General features: G+C 37.2%; 18 protein-coding genes. 13 read left to right on the forward strand and 5 right to left on the reverse strand.

Annotation, left to right across the window (positions count from 1 at the left end; genetic code table 11):
• The first annotated feature begins 27 nt into the window (after positions 1 to 27).
• Both IHV10_RS03010 and IHV10_RS03015 read left to right on the forward strand, forming a co-directional pair.
• Positions 28 to 582 (forward strand): GNAT family N-acetyltransferase, encoded by a 555-nt coding sequence (locus tag IHV10_RS03010; RefSeq protein WP_197127264.1) that lies wholly within the window; start codon positions 28 to 30, stop codon positions 580 to 582.
• Positions 583 to 780: 198 nt separating this feature from the next.
• Positions 781 to 1,740: an LLM class oxidoreductase gene (locus IHV10_RS03015; RefSeq protein WP_197127265.1), complete on the forward strand. Its 960-nt coding sequence runs from the start codon at positions 781 to 783 to the stop codon at positions 1,738 to 1,740.
• A 192-nt stretch (positions 1,741 to 1,932) separates the two neighbouring features.
• Here the strand turns inward: IHV10_RS03015 and IHV10_RS03020 are convergent, their stop codons facing one another.
• Positions 1,933 to 2,808, reverse strand: coding sequence for a TetR/AcrR family transcriptional regulator (locus IHV10_RS03020; protein ID WP_197127266.1), 876 nt, complete (start codon positions 2,806 to 2,808; stop codon positions 1,933 to 1,935).
• 157 nt (positions 2,809 to 2,965) lie between these two features.
• On the opposite strand from IHV10_RS03020, the gene IHV10_RS03025 reads away from it, so the two are divergent.
• Both IHV10_RS03025 and IHV10_RS03030 read left to right on the forward strand, forming a co-directional pair.
• Entirely contained in the window at positions 2,966 to 4,486 is a 1,521-nt protein-coding gene (locus tag IHV10_RS03025) for an MDR family MFS transporter (RefSeq protein WP_197127267.1), read from the forward strand.
• 418 nt (positions 4,487 to 4,904) lie between these two features.
• Positions 4,905 to 6,374: an aldehyde dehydrogenase family protein gene (locus IHV10_RS03030; protein ID WP_197128175.1), complete on the forward strand. Its 1,470-nt coding sequence runs from the start codon at positions 4,905 to 4,907 to the stop codon at positions 6,372 to 6,374.
• A 59-nt stretch (positions 6,375 to 6,433) separates the two neighbouring features.
• Here IHV10_RS03030 and IHV10_RS03035 read toward each other — a convergent pair whose 3' ends face one another.
• Positions 6,434 to 8,062, reverse strand: a complete 1,629-nt coding sequence (locus IHV10_RS03035) for a sensor domain-containing diguanylate cyclase (protein WP_197127268.1) — start codon at positions 8,060 to 8,062, stop codon at positions 6,434 to 6,436.
• A 184-nt stretch (positions 8,063 to 8,246) separates the two neighbouring features.
• Between IHV10_RS03035 and IHV10_RS03040 the strand changes: the two genes are divergently transcribed.
• From IHV10_RS03040 to IHV10_RS03080, 9 genes are all read left to right on the forward strand, one after another.
• Positions 8,247 to 8,735 (forward strand): DinB family protein, encoded by a 489-nt coding sequence (locus IHV10_RS03040; protein ID WP_197127269.1) that lies wholly within the window; start codon positions 8,247 to 8,249, stop codon positions 8,733 to 8,735.
• A 133-nt stretch (positions 8,736 to 8,868) separates the two neighbouring features.
• Positions 8,869 to 9,633 carry an SDR family NAD(P)-dependent oxidoreductase gene (locus IHV10_RS03045; RefSeq protein WP_197127270.1) on the forward strand — a complete coding sequence of 255 codons (765 nt, stop codon included), beginning with the start codon at positions 8,869 to 8,871 and terminating at the stop codon, positions 9,631 to 9,633.
• 216 nt (positions 9,634 to 9,849) lie between these two features.
• A complete protein-coding gene (locus IHV10_RS03050; RefSeq protein WP_197127271.1) occupies positions 9,850 to 10,314 on the forward strand; it encodes a GNAT family N-acetyltransferase in 465 nt (154 codons plus the stop codon).
• A gap of 136 nt (positions 10,315 to 10,450) precedes the next feature.
• Positions 10,451 to 10,945 (forward strand): hypothetical protein, encoded by a 495-nt coding sequence (locus IHV10_RS03055; protein ID WP_197127272.1) that lies wholly within the window; start codon positions 10,451 to 10,453, stop codon positions 10,943 to 10,945.
• A gap of 12 nt (positions 10,946 to 10,957) precedes the next feature.
• Positions 10,958 to 11,227, forward strand: coding sequence for a hypothetical protein (locus IHV10_RS03060; RefSeq protein ID WP_197127273.1), 270 nt, complete (start codon positions 10,958 to 10,960; stop codon positions 11,225 to 11,227).
• A gap of 63 nt (positions 11,228 to 11,290) precedes the next feature.
• Entirely contained in the window at positions 11,291 to 12,013 is a 723-nt protein-coding gene (locus IHV10_RS03065) for an alpha/beta fold hydrolase (protein WP_197127274.1), read from the forward strand.
• A gap of 72 nt (positions 12,014 to 12,085) precedes the next feature.
• Entirely contained in the window at positions 12,086 to 12,337 is a 252-nt protein-coding gene (locus IHV10_RS03070; RefSeq protein WP_197127275.1) for a hypothetical protein, read from the forward strand.
• A 168-nt stretch (positions 12,338 to 12,505) separates the two neighbouring features.
• A complete protein-coding gene (locus tag IHV10_RS03075) occupies positions 12,506 to 13,963 on the forward strand; it encodes a protein adenylyltransferase SelO (RefSeq protein WP_197127276.1) in 1,458 nt (485 codons plus the stop codon).
• 225 nt (positions 13,964 to 14,188) lie between these two features.
• The gene (locus tag IHV10_RS03080; protein ID WP_197127277.1) at positions 14,189 to 16,135 is read left to right on the forward strand and encodes an LTA synthase family protein; all 1,947 of its coding nucleotides are present in this window, start codon (positions 14,189 to 14,191) and stop codon (positions 16,133 to 16,135) included.
• Positions 16,136 to 16,231: 96 nt separating this feature from the next.
• Here the strand turns inward: IHV10_RS03080 and IHV10_RS03085 are convergent, their stop codons facing one another.
• From IHV10_RS03085 to IHV10_RS03095, 3 genes are all read right to left on the reverse strand, one after another.
• Complete coding sequence (locus IHV10_RS03085) at positions 16,232 to 16,375, reverse strand: hypothetical protein (protein WP_197127278.1); 144 nt, start codon at positions 16,373 to 16,375, stop codon at positions 16,232 to 16,234.
• Between the two features lie 162 nt (positions 16,376 to 16,537).
• Positions 16,538 to 17,224 carry a DUF1796 family putative cysteine peptidase gene (locus IHV10_RS03090; RefSeq protein WP_197127279.1) on the reverse strand — a complete coding sequence of 229 codons (687 nt, stop codon included), beginning with the start codon at positions 17,222 to 17,224 and terminating at the stop codon, positions 16,538 to 16,540.
• Positions 17,225 to 17,294: 70 nt separating this feature from the next.
• Complete coding sequence (locus IHV10_RS03095) at positions 17,295 to 17,723, reverse strand: hypothetical protein (RefSeq protein WP_137790116.1); 429 nt, start codon at positions 17,721 to 17,723, stop codon at positions 17,295 to 17,297.

Consider the following 17,723-nt stretch of genomic DNA (forward strand, 5'->3'; position numbering starts at 1 on the left):
AAATTAGGAAAAAAGGGGTCAGAGGTTATGTTTGTCTATAAAATTGACGAAGAGCTATCTCTTCGATTGTTTAATGAAAAAGATGCAACAGAGTTCTTCCAACTAACCATACAATCTAAAGAATATTTGAAAGAATGGTTAGGCTGGTTAGATTATACAAATGAAGAAGAGGACTCCTTAGCCTTTATAAAAGCAACCTTAAACGGAGTAAAAGAAACAGGGGGCTATCCAAAGACTACAGCAATCATCTACAAAGGAAAAATCGCTGGAATTATTGGGTTTAACGAAATTAGTAGGTTACATAAGATCGGTGTTATGGGATATTGGCTCGGTCAAGAATTTCAAGGAAAAGGAATTATGATGAGAGCGTGTAAAGCTTATATAAAATATGGCTTCCATGAACTCGATCTTAATCGAATTGAAATACGAGTAGCTGAAAAAAATAAAAAAAGCCGTGCGATTCCTGAAAAGCTAGGATTTCAGGAAGAGGGCAAGATTCGACAGGCAGAATGGCTTTATGATCATTATGTTGATCATGTGATATATGGTCTATTAGCTGAAGAATGGAAACAAAATAACTAGAATGTTTAAGAAAGCTGACACGAAAAGGTTTTTACAGACCTTTTTGCTGTCGGTTTTTTTTGCTATGAGTGTGTTTATTTAAACAAATGTTACCTGAAAGTGCCTACCGTACTTGAAAGTGCGTACTTTTAATTTTGGTTAAAGAGCGTATGATTGCAATCATAAAGGACATTTTTTTATAGGAGGGCACGACAAACAATGAATCCATTCAAGTATCATCGTTCTTATAATCGAATGTATAAAGAGGGTGAATTAACACTTGGACTACACATACCTCTTGAGAATTATAGATTTGCCACACCGACGATGGAACAACAAGTTGAAATGTCGCAGTTAGCTGAACAATTAGGTTTTACAAGTTTATGGTTTCGTGATGTTCTTTTGGAAGATCCGAATTTTGGAGATCCAGCGGTAGGACAGATTTACGATATGATGATCTATATGACTTATTTAGCAAGTCAGACGAACGAAATCGCTCTAGGAACAGCAGCTGCAGTCTTACCGTTAAGGCATCCGTTGCGTGTTGCAAAAGAGATCGCAACATTGGATCAATTGTTCCCAGAACGTGTATTACTCGGTGTATCTTCAGGTGACAGGCGTGCTGATTTCTCAGCATTGGGAGTATCGCACGAAACAAGAGGGGAAGCGTTTGTGGAGGCTTTTCAATATCTTAACGAGGTGCTATACAAAGAGTATCCTAGTATCCGTTCATCTCGAGGAATCGTGCAAGGATCGAACCTTGTACCTAAGCCAACAAAACGAATTCCAACATTTATTACAGGCTATGCACAACAGGAAATGGAGTGGTTTGCAGAGCATGGAGATGGGTGGATGTACTATCCTCGCAGTCCAAAATATCAAGAAGTAACGATCAAGAGATGGAGAGAATTAGTAGAGGGTTATCATCCTGATACGTTCAAACCATTCACTCAGCCGATGCATCTTGATCTAGCAGAAGATCCTAATGAAGCTCCGAAACCGATTCGATTAGGATTTAGAATTGGCCGCAATCCATTGATCGAGCTGTTGCAAGTGTATAAAAAATCTGGAGTAAATCACTTGTTCTTTGCGCTTTTTGATAGTGAAAGACCAGCGAAGGAAGTTATACAAGAACTAGGTGAAGAAGTGATACCGCATTTTCCAGCTTTAAAACATTAACTCGTAACAATAAAGCCAAGCTAGCTGCTAGACGCAGTAGCTTGGCTTTTGCTTAGTATAGAACGTCTTGAAGAAAATTTTTCTAAAGCGTAAATATGTTGAAACTCCAAGCACTCATGGCTGTCCGTTGCATGACTCCTGTGCAAACATAAAATGGCTGATCGGAAGGAATACACCGACCAGCCTTCTTCTTTAACTCAGATTTCTTAAAAAGTACCATACCAAATTAGTAAACGTTTGGGCTTGAGAAGAAATAGGTGATTCTTCAAAGCACTTTTGAAATGGCTTCAATAATGGCTGAAGAACAATCTTACGAATACGCTCACGTTGAAGTTCACTCATGACCGCATCAAAAAGGTCTTGCTGTTCTTCTGTAAAGGTATAATCCTGCTGCAGTTGATCAGCGAGTGATAGAATGTCATCTATTTTAACTTGTTTTTTATTTGCGTTTGTACGAAGTAAATCAATAGCTGAAAGAGGGATGAGAACAGATTCGTTCGTCATCATCTTCGGTACGATCAATTCAATATAAGAAAGAAGTGTATCAACGACATGCTCTAAGGAGTATGTCGTATTTGTAATTTTTAGTGTAAACAACATATGGTGCATCATTCCGAAGAACAGGATGGTAGCTTCAAAAACATGCTCCCGAACTTCGTCGCCTAAGATCTCAATAAAACGATCGGATATCCATTCCATCTCATATAACCGGTGCTGCATAACGAGTTTTTTGAGGTCAGCTTCATTAGAAGATAGAATCGCTTCAAAAAGTGGCTGAAGGTTTCTTTCCTGGTTTAATCGCATAATGATTACAATTTGTTCAATGAAAACATCCCGATCGCCTGTATCCTTACCTATCTGAACGGCTATTCGCTGTTGACTGGCGTCATAGCGTAAAAATTCTAATATGTCTGCGATGCAGTCACTTTTTGATGAGAAATAGTTATAGAACGTACCTTTAGATATATTTGCTTTATCAATGATTTCCTGTATAGAAGTCTGCTGAATACCTTTTTCTATAAAAAGCTTTAAAGCGGTGTCAGCAACTTTTCTTTTCCTGTTATTCATTTGTTCCTCCTAAGTCCAACCCTTATAGCTAGTATAAATTTCTTGAGATGGAAACACAACGCTTTTAGACTAACGGTATAAAAGTGTTGATATTTTTATACTGAGGGTATAAACTTAATAAAGTTAAGTAATTATTTTAATACAGAGGAGAAATGACATGGGGAATACAGATTCCACTTTACAACATAAAAAACCGCCCTATTTGATGCTTGCGATCTTGTTCGTTGGAGCGTTCGTAGCTTTCTTAAACAATTCATTGCTGAACGTAGCATTGCCTACCATCATGGTGGATTTAAATGTTAAAGACTATTCGACCGTTCAATGGTTGGTAACCGGATTCATGCTAGTGAGCGGTGTTTTGATACCGGCTTCGGCATTTTTAATAACTCGATTCTCAAATAGAATGTTATTTATTACAGCGATGTCCATCTTTACAATCGGTACAGCGCTATCGGCTTTTGCTCCTAACTTTGGTTTGTTATTAACTGGACGAATGGTGCAAGCTGTAGGTTCATCTGTGATGGGACCAATCCTAATGAACGTTATGCTCGTTAGTTTTCCACGCGAAAAACGAGGCATTGCGATGGGGATCTTTGGTTTGGTTATGATCACAGCTCCTGCAATCGGTCCAACTTTGTCGGGGTATATTGTAGAATACTACGACTGGCGTCTGCTTTTTGAAATGATTCTGCCTTTAGCTATCCTGAGTTTACTATTTGCAGTGTGGAAGCTTGAAAACGTGATGAAGCAAAACAAAAATGTTTCACTAGATTATCTTTCACTCGTGTTGTCTAGCATCGGTTTTGGTGGCATTCTTTACGGATGTAGCACAGCGAGTTCGGACGGATGGACAGATACGGTTGTTCTATCAACACTAATCATTGGTGGTATAGCGTTAATTATTTTCATCCTACGACAACTTAAGTTAGATGAACCATTGTTGAACATTCGAGTGTATAAGTATCCAATGTTTGCTCTTGCATCCGTTATTGCGATTGTTAATGCAGTTGCCATGTTTTCAGGCATGATTTTAACACCAGCTTACGTCCAAAGCGTGCGAGGCATATCGCCGTTAGATTCAGGGTTGATGATGCTTCCTGGAGCAATCATTATGGGTATCATGTCTCCGATTACTGGTAAACTTTTTGATAAATTTGGACCGCGTGCTTTAGCGGTTGTCGGACTTTCAATCACTGCGGTTTCAACTTATATGCTCGCTCACTTACAAGCTGATTCGGCTTATTCTTACATCATACTGATCTATTCCATGCGCATGTTTGGATTATCAATGGTCATGATGCCGATTATGACGAATGGTCTTAATCAGCTTCCAACGAGCTTAAATCCGCACGGTACAGCCGTTAATAATACAGCACAGCAAGTTTCAGGTTCAATCGGTACAGCAATCCTTGTTACGATTATGAACACTGTTACGAAAACTGAAGCAGAAAGCTTAATGAGCGGAGTAGATCCAGCGACGATTACCGAAGCCTCAACCGCTGCTTTAACACAACAGGCTCTTCTGTCAGGTATTCAATACTCATTCTTTGTAGCATTCGGAATTAACATTGTTGCTTTAATGCTAGCCTTTTTCGTCAAACGGGTCGATACAAGTGCTGAAGCAGTAAATAAGATTGAAAAAGGTAACAAAACATCAACAAAGTCAGTTACAGCTTAAAATATTTTTATAAAACCGACACTTTGGGTATGATTAATACCCCATTTAGTGTCGGTTTTTTCTTTTTCTTTAAGGATTAGGTTCAGAATGTAGTAGCTGAGTACGCCTGCAACATTAAACAGTATATGTTCAGGTGAAGGTGCCTTGATCTCAGGTGAATAGGTTAACATTATGAGTGAAAGTTAAGTGTTTACCGGTGCTCAAAATAATTCTTAGGTGATTACACTCCTTTTATCGGTGAACATGTAACAAATATAAAAGCACGTACCGTTAAACACTTTAGATCAACTAATTATGTGTAGTATCTATATGTATTTGGGTAAAGTAATAAGCAGATTGATTTACATCGTCTGAAAATAGGAGTAAGGTCTTAACTAATCTTTTGTAAGTAAAAGGAGTGGAAATGAAGATGAATAAAATGAACACCGATTTTTCAAATATATATATTAACGGCGAATGGAGAAAAGGAAGCAGTGATAGCTTCATGAAAAACACGAATCCGTTCACAGAAGAAGAGCTTGTTACGATTCAAGCTGCCACGAAAGAAGACTTGGACGAAGCTTATGAAGCGGCGAGAATTGCTCAAGCTGAATGGGCAAACGAACTTCCACAAAACAAGCGTGCTGTTTTAGAAAAAGTAGCTGACGTTATGCAAGAGAATGAGGAGCTTATTATTGATTGGATCATCAAAGAATCAGGCTCAACGTATATGAAAGCTATCTCAGAATTTCGGGCATCTATCAATATTTTAAAAGAATCAACAACATATCCTTATCGTATGGAAGGAAAGATTCTTCCATCACAAACAGCAGGGAAGGAAAATAGAGTGTACCGTAATCCATTAGGTGTAATTGGAATTATCAGTCCTTGGAATTTTCCGTTCCATCTGGCTATTCGATCCATCGCACCTGCCATCGCGACTGGAAATGCTGTCGTAATTAAACCAGCTACAGACACGCCAGTTACAGGTGGATTAATCTTTGCGAGTATTTTTGAAGCGGCTGGCCTTCCAAAAGGTCTGATAAACGTTATTGTAGGACGCGGTTCAGAAATTGGGGATGAAATTGTTACACATCCAACTCCACGTCTGATCTCGTTTACAGGTTCAACGGAAGTCGGAAGACACATCGGTGAACTTGCTGGTAAGAACTTAAAGAAATCTGCTCTTGAGTTAGGCGGAAATAACGTATTTATTGCCTTAAAAGAAGCAGATATTGATCAAGCGGTAGATTCAGCGCTGTTTGGAAAGTTCTATCATCAAGGGCAAATCTGTATGGCGATCAATCGTATCTTTGTGCATCAAGACATTTATGAAGAATTTGCAGAAACCTTTGTTCAACGAGCAAACAATCTGAAATTTGGTGATCCGTCCAAAAAAGATACGAACGTAGGTCCATTAATCAATAGAGACCAAGTTGATCGAATCTTAAAAGATATTGAAGACAGTGTTTTACAGGGTGCGAAGATTCGCATTGGTGGAGATGCAAACGGAAATGTTTTAGAACCTACTGTAATAACAGATGTGAATAACGAAATGCCGTTAGCCAAGAATGAAATCTTTGGACCAGTAGCTATACTAATTCCATTTGAAAAAGATGAAGACGTTGTTCAAATGGCAAATGCTTATCCGTACGGTCTAAGCGGTGCCGTTCATTCTAAAAACATTGAACATGCAACAAACATAGCTCATGACATTCATACAGGTATGATTCACATCAACGATCAATCAGTTAACGATGAACCTCACATGCCATTTGGTGGAGAAAAAGATTCAGGACTTGGCCGATTTAATGGTGAGTGGGTGTTAGAAGAATTTACTACTCTAAAATGGGTATCTGTGCAACGTACTCCAAGAAATTATGGTCCATTCATTAGCCAATTAAAGTAAATAAGTACAAAAAGCATCCGGATGACTTCATTCGGATGCTCTCTTCATTAGAATCAAGCTTATGATGTTTTTCGAAATGGGTAAAAACTCAACTTATTCTTGCCTGTGTTCTTTGAAACGTATAATGCCTCATCTGCATATTCAAGTATGGTTTGTGGTGAAACGTCCTGAGCTACCCATTCTGCTGATCCCATGCTGCATCCAATTTTTATAGAATGTTCCTGAATAAGAAATGGTCGGTTAAGAGTGTCTATGAGGAATTGTGAGATCTCGGTTATTTCATTCAGATAATTCTCCTGGATCGGAAGTACAACTACAAATTCATCTCCACCCAAACGTGCTGCAAAATGTTCCTTCTTTATTAATGAATCAATGATACGCTTACCAACTTCTATTAAAAGTAGATCTCCTGCATGATGTCCATGTGAATCATTGATTGATTTAAAACCGTCCAGGTCCAAATAAAGCACCCCATAGCTACCATTAGAACAATCAAAGCGAACTGAATTCATGTACTCTAAAAGAGCTAACCGATTCGGCATACTTGTCAGAAAGTCGGTATGTGCCATGTTCTCCATCTTGTCTAACTGTTTTTCTGTTTGTTTTAATGATGAGATTAAGCTTCTAAAAGAAGAACTTAGAACTTCTATATCTTTGATTCCGCGCAACAAAGGAATCTCTACGATCTCACCATCTTTCAACTTGTCAGCAGAAATAGCCAAGTCAAAAAGAGGACGAGAAACTCTCTTAGTGATAAACCATCCTATTACAGCCATAAGTAGAGAAATCACAATACCACAGACTAAAATGAATGTTTGCAGATATTGGACGGATGCATAAGCCGCTTGTTCTGATTGGCGAATGACAACCGTCCAGCCTAATCCTGGATAATTTTGATATCCGTAGCCAAAAGCATAGCCTGTCACATACTCTTTTCCATCTGGCCAACGTACAAAATTCCACTCGTTTCTCTTTCCTTTATTATCGAGATCACTTATCTTTATTTTTTTACCTAGATCATTTTTATGGCCTAATAATACTGTATCTTCTTTACTGATTATGTACACTTCCACATCTTTTTTCTGCTCTTTAATGGGCTTTAGAATCGCAGCTTCCACTTCTTTAGACCACTCCCAGCTGAGATGGGCGGCTAACACACCTTGGAAAACACCATTTTTATCTGTTAATGGTGTACTGATATCAACTAATTGTAAAGGTGAACCATCCTTGGTTGGAATCAGTTTGGATAACAAAAGGGCATCATGAACATCACCGATAAAAGGCTGTTCAGTTGCTTTTTGAAAAACGGGACGAGCAGATATATCTTGGTTGATGAGAAGTTTCTTTGTTGAAGCTTGAATGACTCCTTGTTGATTCGTTATTCCAACCCAAGAGAAGGAGGGAATTTTATTTTGAAGCTGATCGATCAGAAATTGTGCTTCATTTATTCTTCTTGGGTCTTTCAGAACTTCCTGTTCACTCAAAACTTGTAGTTCCTGGTATCTGGACCACATAAAAGAATCAAGGTTGTGGGATAGTTGAAAAGCTGAAGAAGCTAAAGAATTACCTATTTCTTTTTCTAATAATTCGCTAGATTTATCACTGATAAAGATACTAAGAAATAATGATGTGGCTAATATGATCAATGAGATGCTCACGGACAGATACGTTTGAATTTTGATAGACATAAAACGTGACTCCTATAATAATTAAATTTATTTCATCAAGAACCCTTTGTTATATCGGAACAAGTATTGAAATGATTAGGAATCTATTAGATAAACGATGAGATAAAGTTCTCAAACGAGAATTATGGCAGTTGATTATGCTACACTACGAGGACAAGTCATATACATTAAAGGTGATGAAGAGATGCTAATTAATGATAAGATACGCCAAGATTTGTTTGCAGAAGTGGAAGGAATAAATGACGAAAATCTAAATCAAAAACCTTCGGAAAATGAATGGTCCATTAAGCAAATTTTAGAACATCTATATTTAATGGAAGGTGGAATCGCAAAAAATATTAACCATCAACTCCAAAATGGTAAAGTGGTAAACGCAGAAAAGAAGCCGATCGAAGCAACAATTAATAGAGATATTAAAGTAGATGCTCCAGAATTTGCAGTGCCAACTTCAGAATATGCATCTATTGAAGAGCTAAAAATGAAATTGGCTGCGACACATAAAAATTTACTAGATATCGAGAAGACTGCTGATGCAAAAGATTTAGAAGCAAAAGGCTATCCTCATCCTATCTTCGGTGACATAAGTTTAAAACAATGGATTCCATTTGTGGCCTATCATGAACAACGACATATCCTACAAATTAAAGAAGTGAAAGAAAAGTTAAGTCTTTAAAATAGATAACGGTCAGTACATTCTCCAAGAAGGAGGATGTACTTTTTTTATTGAATGAGATGAGGATAAGAAGAATGAAAGTTTCGGTTTAGGTGCAATACTGATTGAAAGAATGAAAAAAGGAGGACTGAAGATGTTGTTGAAAAACAAAATCGCAGTCGTTTATGGTGCTGGTGGTGCAATTGGCGGTGCTGTTGCGCGCGCTTTTGCAAAAGAAGGAGCTTCTGTATTTCTGGCTGGAAGATCTATGGATTCTCTTCAAATTGTAGCAGATGAGATAACAAATGCTGGAGGCAAAGCAAAAGTTACAAAAGTAGATGCACTGAATCAAAATGAAATAGTAGGACATCTGGATCGAATCGTACAACATGTGGGACAAATAGATATTTCCTTTAATGCAATAGGAATACGTGGGGACCTTCAAGGAACTCCACTAATTGAAATGTCAAAGGAAGACTTTATGACTCCTATTCTGACAGGTGTCCAGACTCATTTTCTAACAAGTACTGCAGCGGCAAAGCATATGATCAACCAAAAATCAGGGGTTATCCTAACTCTTTCTGCTTCAACTGCAGCATTGTCAGGTAGAGACCGAACCTATCATTTAACAGGAGGTTTTGCGACCGCATGTTCAGCCATTGAAGGATTTACAAGGAGCTTAGCCGGTGAGCTCGGTTCAAAAGGCATTCGTGTCGTAGCTATAAGATCAGACGCTATTCCAGAAACATGGAAACCAGATAATAATGAGATTCAGGCGTATATGGAGGAAGGAACAGCACTAGGACGTCTTCCAAAATTAAAGGAAGTTGCAGATGCAGCAGTATTTATTGCTTCTGACCGAGCAAGCGCAATAACGGGTGCCGTTATGAATGTAACGTGCGGTTCAATAATGGACTGAGTCATTTATTGGATTTTTATGTTAACATTAACTCTATTGGAATATGAAAGCTAAAGGAGCATATAAGAATGTCACATACAAATTGTGTAACATGGTCTCATGAGTAGACAAAGATGTTTATTCATGAAGGGTTAATGTTTATTTTCACCGATTCTCTATGAATGATGTCTCTGTTTACTCCCTTCTAATGATAAAAAAATAGAATGGAGAGATAGCATGATTCATTTAAACCTACTAACTGAGCAAGAATTTAAGGAATATCAAACATTCATGATTTCAGATTATGCCCTTGAAATCACTAAGAACTTTAACCTATCGTTACAGTCAGCATTAGAAGAATCAGAAATGATGATGAAGGACCTATGGAAAGATGGGTTGTTTACTGAAGGTCAGTATTTATACAAAATTAAAGACTCCAAAACCAATGAAAAAGTAGGAATCCTCTGGTATGGATTGATACCAGAAATCAATCAAGCCTACGTGTATCATATTTTCATAGACGAGCTCTATAGAAGAAAAGGATACGGAAAAGGTACATTAGAAAAGCTTCAAAGTATGTTAAAACAGTCAGGTATAGACTCTATGGGGTTAAGTGTTTTTGGGGAAAATGAAGCCGCTTATCAGTTATATAAGAAATTAGGGTATAAAAATACAAGAATATCAATGGAATTCATCTTATAGAACATTATTAAATATAGGTTTGTGGTAAAGCTTAGGGTCATGGTGACTCTGAGCTTTTTTTCATTCTAATAAATGTGATTTACAGTAACAGGAATTAAATTCCAAAAGGAGAATATAGAAAATTAGAGGTGATTGTATGAAAAAAATACTTGGCTTTTTACTTTTAATCATGTTGGCAGCTTGCAGTGAAAAAGGAGCCGTAGAAAAGCTGAAAATGAATTATCCGAGTGTAAAGAAAGAGATAGAGCAAATGTCGACAGAGGTGCAGAATAAAATGGCAGCACCAGATTTTCTTCCTTTTCAGCCAAAAGATGTCCAATTAACATATGCTGCAGAACCGGCGGGAGATCCAAAAGGGGATATCTTACATACTGAATTTATTTATGGTAATGAAAAAGGTTCTGTCCTTCATGTAACCACGTTTCTAAATAAAAAGGCAACTTTTAATGATGAAGGTGAGAAGAAGACAACAAAATTGAAAGATGGAACTGAGGTTGTTATTGAAGCTGAATCATCTGAAGTTATGGCCATTCGTTGGAGGAAAGACGATGTTTATTACGGGATGATGTTGATGGGTTCTGAATTTAAGATGGAGGATCTTTTGAAATCAGCAAATTCGATGGACTATTAGGAGGTGTTTATTTTGAGTGAAAAATACAGTTATATTTCGTTACTCTTAAGTGCTACTACAGTCGCTTTCTTTCTTTTTATACAAACATATGCCTTTTCTATAGAGTATTTGCGGTTTATCTTGTGGGTAGGAGTACTCTCTGCCATGTATTTTGCATTTCGGTCACCTAAAAAGATCGGTATTCGGGGATTGGCAATTACAGCAGCGCTCATTCTCGCAGTTCCTCTTTTACTTATGGAGTTGGTCGGATTAGCTTGGCGTAATGGTGGATTCGGAAATTAAGTGAGACATTTGTAGAAAAGAGTAATAAGTTATCTCAAGAATTCTCAAACTATGGGGGACTAAATGATATTACATACTGAAGTTATAGGAATGGGAGAACCTGTAATCTTCCTGCATACAGGTTTACAAACAGGTAATACAGATTATGAATACCAAAGTGAATATTTTAAAAACAACTATAAAGTAATTAAACCTGATTTAAGAGGTCATGGAAAGTCATTTACAAATGATTGTTCTAATTTCTTTCAAGACTCTGCCACTGACCTCCTAGAAACAATGGAACATTTACAAATAAAAAAAGCGCACATAGTTGGTTGTTCGCTAGGTGCATTAGTGGGTTTGATTCTTTCACAAAATTATCCCCATAAAGTTCAGTCATTAACAATTTCAGGTGTTTTACCAGAAAAGCCTTCTAACTGGTTAGAACTACATCAAAAAGACGTAGCAAATCAATCGAGTATCTTAGAGAATCAAGAAATAATCGATTATTTTAATAATCTCCATGGTGAAGGATGGAAGCAGTTTATTCTTATGGGTAGAAAAGAAGATTGGTATCCTTTTAAAGAAACTAGTGGATTGAAAGAGATGAGTCTACCTATTTTATTTTTAGTTGGAGAAGGTAGTGTTAATGAAACAAAAGGGGCAATTATCTATCCAAAGTTAAATAAACATGTTCATGTTTCGATTATCCCTTATGCATCTCATTTAGTGCATTCAGAGCAACCAGAAATATATACAAAGATTTTAGAATTATTCTTAAATAAACATGCAATCATTCAGCTTTAGATAACGATTACCGAAACTTTCCATCACCTATAACGTATTAAATAATAAGACAAAAAACTGGGGTGGAGAGTAATGATTGAGGTTAGTGTAAAAAAGATAGATAACAACTTTATTATTCGATGGCAGCTATTAAGGGTAGAGATTCCTGCCGATGAAATTCTTAATGTAGGATTAGACGATACATATGGTGGAGAAAATAAGGAAGCTATCCGTATCGGTTTCCCGTATGGAATGACAGATCGGGTTTTTATTGAGACAAAAAAACAAACCTATATTTTGTTTACTTCTAATCCATCAGCTATTATGAAAAAACTAAGTGCTTAAGGAATGATATCGTTTAGACAGAACTCGGATTAAATTTTTCCGAGTTTTCTTATGATCAATTACTTTCTAATCAGAGTAATATACAGATAACAAACAAGGACAGATCTAATATGTTAAGGTGGAATTAGAAATCAAGGATATAATCATATAAAAGAAGGTGTTCTTCTCATGACGAAAGTAAAAGGCTGGAATTTAGATAACAGTTATGCTGAACTTCCAGATAAATTTTTCTCTATCATATACCCAAATCCAGTTGTTTCACCAAAATTAGTTGTGCTTAATGAATCGGTGGCTATGTCTCTTGGATTGAACGCAGAATTCCTTCGAGATGAAGATGCTGTAAACGTATTTGCAGGCAACGAGCTTCCGGAAGGTGGATCTTCTATAGCGCAAGCCTATGCGGGACATCAGTTTGGTTATTTTAATATGTTAGGTGATGGACGAGCATTAATGGTAGGAGAGCAGATCACTCCTGATGGGAAACGTTTTGACATTCAACTAAAGGGTTCAGGAAGGACTCCCTATTCTAGAGGAGGAGACGGACGGGCAGCTCTTGGTCCGATGCTTCGTGAATATATTGTGAGTGAAGCGATGCACGCATTAGGCATTCCAACGACCCGAAGTCTAGCGGTTGTGACCACTGGTGAATCAATCATGCGTGAAACGGCTCTTTCAGGAGCAATCATGACCAGGGTAGCGTCAAGCCATCTACGAGTGGGTACGTTTGAGTTTGCATCAAAATGGGGAACACTCGATGAATTGAAAGAGTTAGCAGATTATAGTTTGAAGCGCCATTATCCTGAAGTGGAGAGTGACGGCAATCCATATTTGAGCTTACTCAAAAAAGTGATTGAACAGCAGGCGTATTTAATTTCGAAGTGGCAGCTTGTTGGTTTTATCCACGGCGTTATGAACACCGACAATATGACAATCAGCGGAGAAACGATTGATTATGGTCCTTGTGCATTCATGGACAAATATGATCCACTAACTGTTTTCAGTTCAATTGATAGAGAAGGGCGTTATGCTTACGCTAACCAGCCTCGTATTGCAGGTTGGAATCTTGCTCGATTCGCTGAAACATTATTGCCACTCTTACACGATGAACAAGAAAAGGCAGTTGAATTGGCACAAGAAGTTCTATATGGATTCTCTGATCTATATCATGCTAACTATTTTAGAGGTATGCGATCAAAGCTTGGACTATATAATGAAGAGAAAGAAGATCAATCTCTTATAGAAGAACTACTTTCACTCATGACTACCTATAAAGCTGACTATACAAATACATTTCGTTCTTTAACATTAGGTGAAAAAGAGTGTTCTGCACTTTTTGAAGCAGAGGACTTTAAGATATGGGTCCATAAATGGGAAGAAAGAAAAGCAAGGCAGTCAGAGTCGAAAGAAGAATCTATTCAGTTGATGCGAAACAGCAACCCAGCTGTCATTCCAAGAAATCATAGGGTGGAAGAGGCTATTCAAGCAGCTGGAAACGGTGATTACAGTGTGCTGAAAAAACTTCACAATGTTTTATCAGTACCGTACGATTACTCTAAGAAACAAGAAGAATACACTACATTACCACCCGAAACAGAAGGACCTTATCGAACATTTTGTGGTACGTAATAACATAAAAATACATGACGGACATATAGATAAAAAGCTGCTCAAGTAGAGTAGCTTTTTCTGATATCCATAATATCTCATGGAAATAGAGGAAGGTATGTTTCGTTGACTTTTTAGTTAATAAGGTGTACTATCTTTTATATTGTTTTCCGCGAAAGTAATTGATAAAGATCTAAAAATAAACTAGAATGATAGATTGGTTACTGAAACTTCAGAGGTGAGAGAATGATTAACCAAAAACAATTATTAAACAAACATATGGGATTTTTCCTGCTTACAGTTGTTTTAGTTTGGATAAAATCTTATGCCGCTTATAAAACGGAATTTAATTTGGGAGTTGAAGGTGGATTTCAAGAATTCATCTTGTTTATCAATCCAATTGGCTCAGCACTCTTATTTGTAGGCTTTGCCTTATTTGCAAAGGGAAGAAAATCATACGTTTGGATGATTATCATCAATACAGCAATGACTCTAATGTTATTTGCAAATATGCTTTATTATCGCTTTTTCACAGACTTTATCACGCTGCCAACATTAACGCAGACAAAAAATGCAGGAACAATCGGAAATAGTATAGGAGCTCTGTTCAATCCGTATGACGTCCTGTTTTTTCTAGATATCGTTGTATTATTAGTATTAGTCTTAACAAAGAAAATTAATCCAGAACCAATCAGAGTAAAAGGTAAAAGTATCTTAACGGTTGGTCTAGCTGCAGTTATTGCATTATCTGCAAACTTGTTGTTAGCGGAAATGGATCGTCCGCAGTTGTTGACTAGAACGTTTGACCGAAACTATATCGTGAAATATTTAGGAATGTATAACTACACGCTCTATGACGCGGTCCTAAGCTCAAAATCTTCCGCTCAGCGTGCACTTGCTGATACAGATGATGTTACAGAAGTGGAGAACTATGTGAAGGCTAATTATGCTGAACCTAATCCGGAATATTTTGGAAAAGCAAAAGGCATGAACGTCATCTATCTTCACTTAGAGTCTCTGCAAAATTTTGCGATTAATTACAAATTGAACGGACAAGAAGTAACACCTTTCTTAAACTCGTTAACACAAGATAAAAACACGTTGTATTTTAACAATTTTTATCATCAAACATCACAAGGTAAAACAGCTGATGCTGAGTTTATGATTGAGAACTCGTTATATGGATTACCACAAGGAACAGCGTTTACAACAAAAGGCGAAAACACTTATCAAGCGGCACCAGCCATTATGGAACAACAAGGCTATTCGACGGCCGTATTCCATGGTAACTACAAGTCCTTCTGGAATCGCGATGTGATCTATAAGCGCTTTGGTTATCAAAAGTTCTTTGATGCAGAACATTACGATATGAACGAGGAAGATGTAGAGAACTATGGTCTAAAAGATAAACCGTTCTTTGAAGAATCTATGCCGATGCTCAAATCGTTAAAGCAGCCGTTCTATTCTAAATTCATTACTTTATCAAACCATTTCCCTTATCCGATCACAGAAGAGGAAGCAACGATTGAGCCTCATACAACAGGAGATGGAACGGTAGACCGTTATTTCCAAACGGCAAGATATATGGACGAAGCTCTTCAACAGTTCTTTACTGACTTAAAAGAGGCTGGACTATACGATAATACAATGGTCGTTATGTATGGTGACCATTATGGAATCGCTGAGACGCGTAATAAATCAATGGCAAAAGTACTCGGAAAAGAGATCACTCCTTTTGAGAACACACAACTTCAAAAGGTGCCATTATTCATTCATGCACCAGGATTAAAAGGTGGGACTATTGATAAAGTCGGAGGACAGATCGACATTCGTCCAACGCTTATGCACTTGTTAGGAATGGATACAAAAGAATATATTCAATTCGGTACGGATCTGTTATCTAAGAATCATGACCAAGTCCTTCCGTTGCGTAATGGTGATTTTGTTTCACCTACTGTAACCGGAATTGATGGCAAATATTACGACTCTAAATCCGGTGAGTCTGTTAAGGAAACAAAAGAAATTAAAGCGATCGAAAAAGAAGCAGAGACGAAGTTGGATCTATCTGACCGAACCGTTTACGGTGACTTGCTTCGATTCCATAAAGTAAAAGGATTCAAGCCAGTTGATCCTTCTAAATATGATTACAACATCAAAGAAGAAGAAAAACCTAAAAGTGAAACAAACGAGTAACACAAAAAAGCCGTCCAGATTCTGGACGGCTTTTTTGCTTTAAAAAGACAAGAAGCTCAACATGTATAAATGTTAAGCTTCACTCATAAAACAGTCTTAAATTTCTTCTAGTTTTTCACCTAAAAGCTGAATATCGCGTACTAACTTTTGTTTGTGTTTTTCACATTTACAGCATTTATATTCTTCAAACAATAGACCTAATTTTTTTATAATCTTTATTGCTATTTGGTCATCACACATCTTTAAAAACATCCTAATCTAGTTATATTATCCTAAATAAGAGCGTAGCACATGATGACTAGCTAGGAAACCTTCTGCTGTAAACTTTTTATTAGATTTTATAAATATATTCAGAAAAACCTGGATAGCGTTAGAATAAACTTGCACACCCATTTTGTAGAATTAATATTTTATTGATATGCCATTTAATAAAAGGTCCCAAGTATCATTATGTGTAATGGGATCTATTTTTACAGGTACATAAATGACACACACATGCTTCATACCCCAATTTACTTCTGTTAGTTGTCCTACCTTGTCTGTAGGATAAATCATTAGAATGTTAAAATCACCTTTTACACATGTGGATAATACCATCTCTAATTCAGCAGTTTCTTTTTTCAGTTGCTCTTCATCGATATCAATAACCGACCATCTAATAAATAATAAAGAAGAGCTCTTTCTAAACCATTCGTACATTCTCTGCACTCGTTGTTTGATGGTACGTCTAAAGTTTAGATAATTTAAGATCCAATGTTGTTCTGGAATAATAGGGAAATCATGTACAGATATAACGTTGTATTTATGATCCTTAATGAAGTGAGAATGAGAACCTGTAGTAACACCTTGATCATCTAGCACATAACCAGGTTTGTAAGTATGAATCTTTTCCATATTTCTAAACTTCATGTACTTCTTAAATCTGGTCCTTAAAAGCTCATTGATTCCAGCTAAAGAATGCGAGCAAACCCAATCAAAGGGAAAAGCTACTTTTCTTAAGGAATGTCTTCTAAGATGTATACCAGGACCGCATTCACTTCCAAGACTGATTACGGCATCATATGGTTTCTTTATGTCCTGTAATCTCATTTATTCACCTCTCTGTTTCAATAATTCTTGTAAAAAAACAACCTTCGCAAAGAAGGTTGTTTCTATATTGTTAATCGCTTACCGCAACCCCAGAGAAGCTTTCAGGTCCTACTCGGACAACGCCAACTAAACTTACTGAAATATAAGCTGAATATGTTTGTTGAATATCCGCTGGAGGATTAAAATCAAGCGCGTTAAATGCAAAAGTCTGTGGTCCTAAAATATTTAAGTCCATATTTTCACTGGCAGAATAAACTAGAGGAGAGTTTGGGCTTGTACCCCGCACGACTTGAATCGTTATCGTAGTGACGGCAGGAAGTAATGGCAGCTGCAGCGAAACGGCACCTTGTAAGAGCACCCTAATATTAGGGCCAGCTCCAACCGTACCTAAACCGATTCTTCCGAATAATTGGGGAGCACCTGCTACAGTAATCGGTTGGGCAATCGAGTTAGAGTAACTTGCATTTTGACTTGTTCTTAAATCAAGAAATTTAGCCAA

The organism is Fictibacillus sp. 5RED26, from assembly GCF_015903895.1.
Classification (GTDB): Bacteria; Bacillota; Bacilli; order Bacillales; family Fictibacillaceae; genus Fictibacillus; species Fictibacillus phosphorivorans.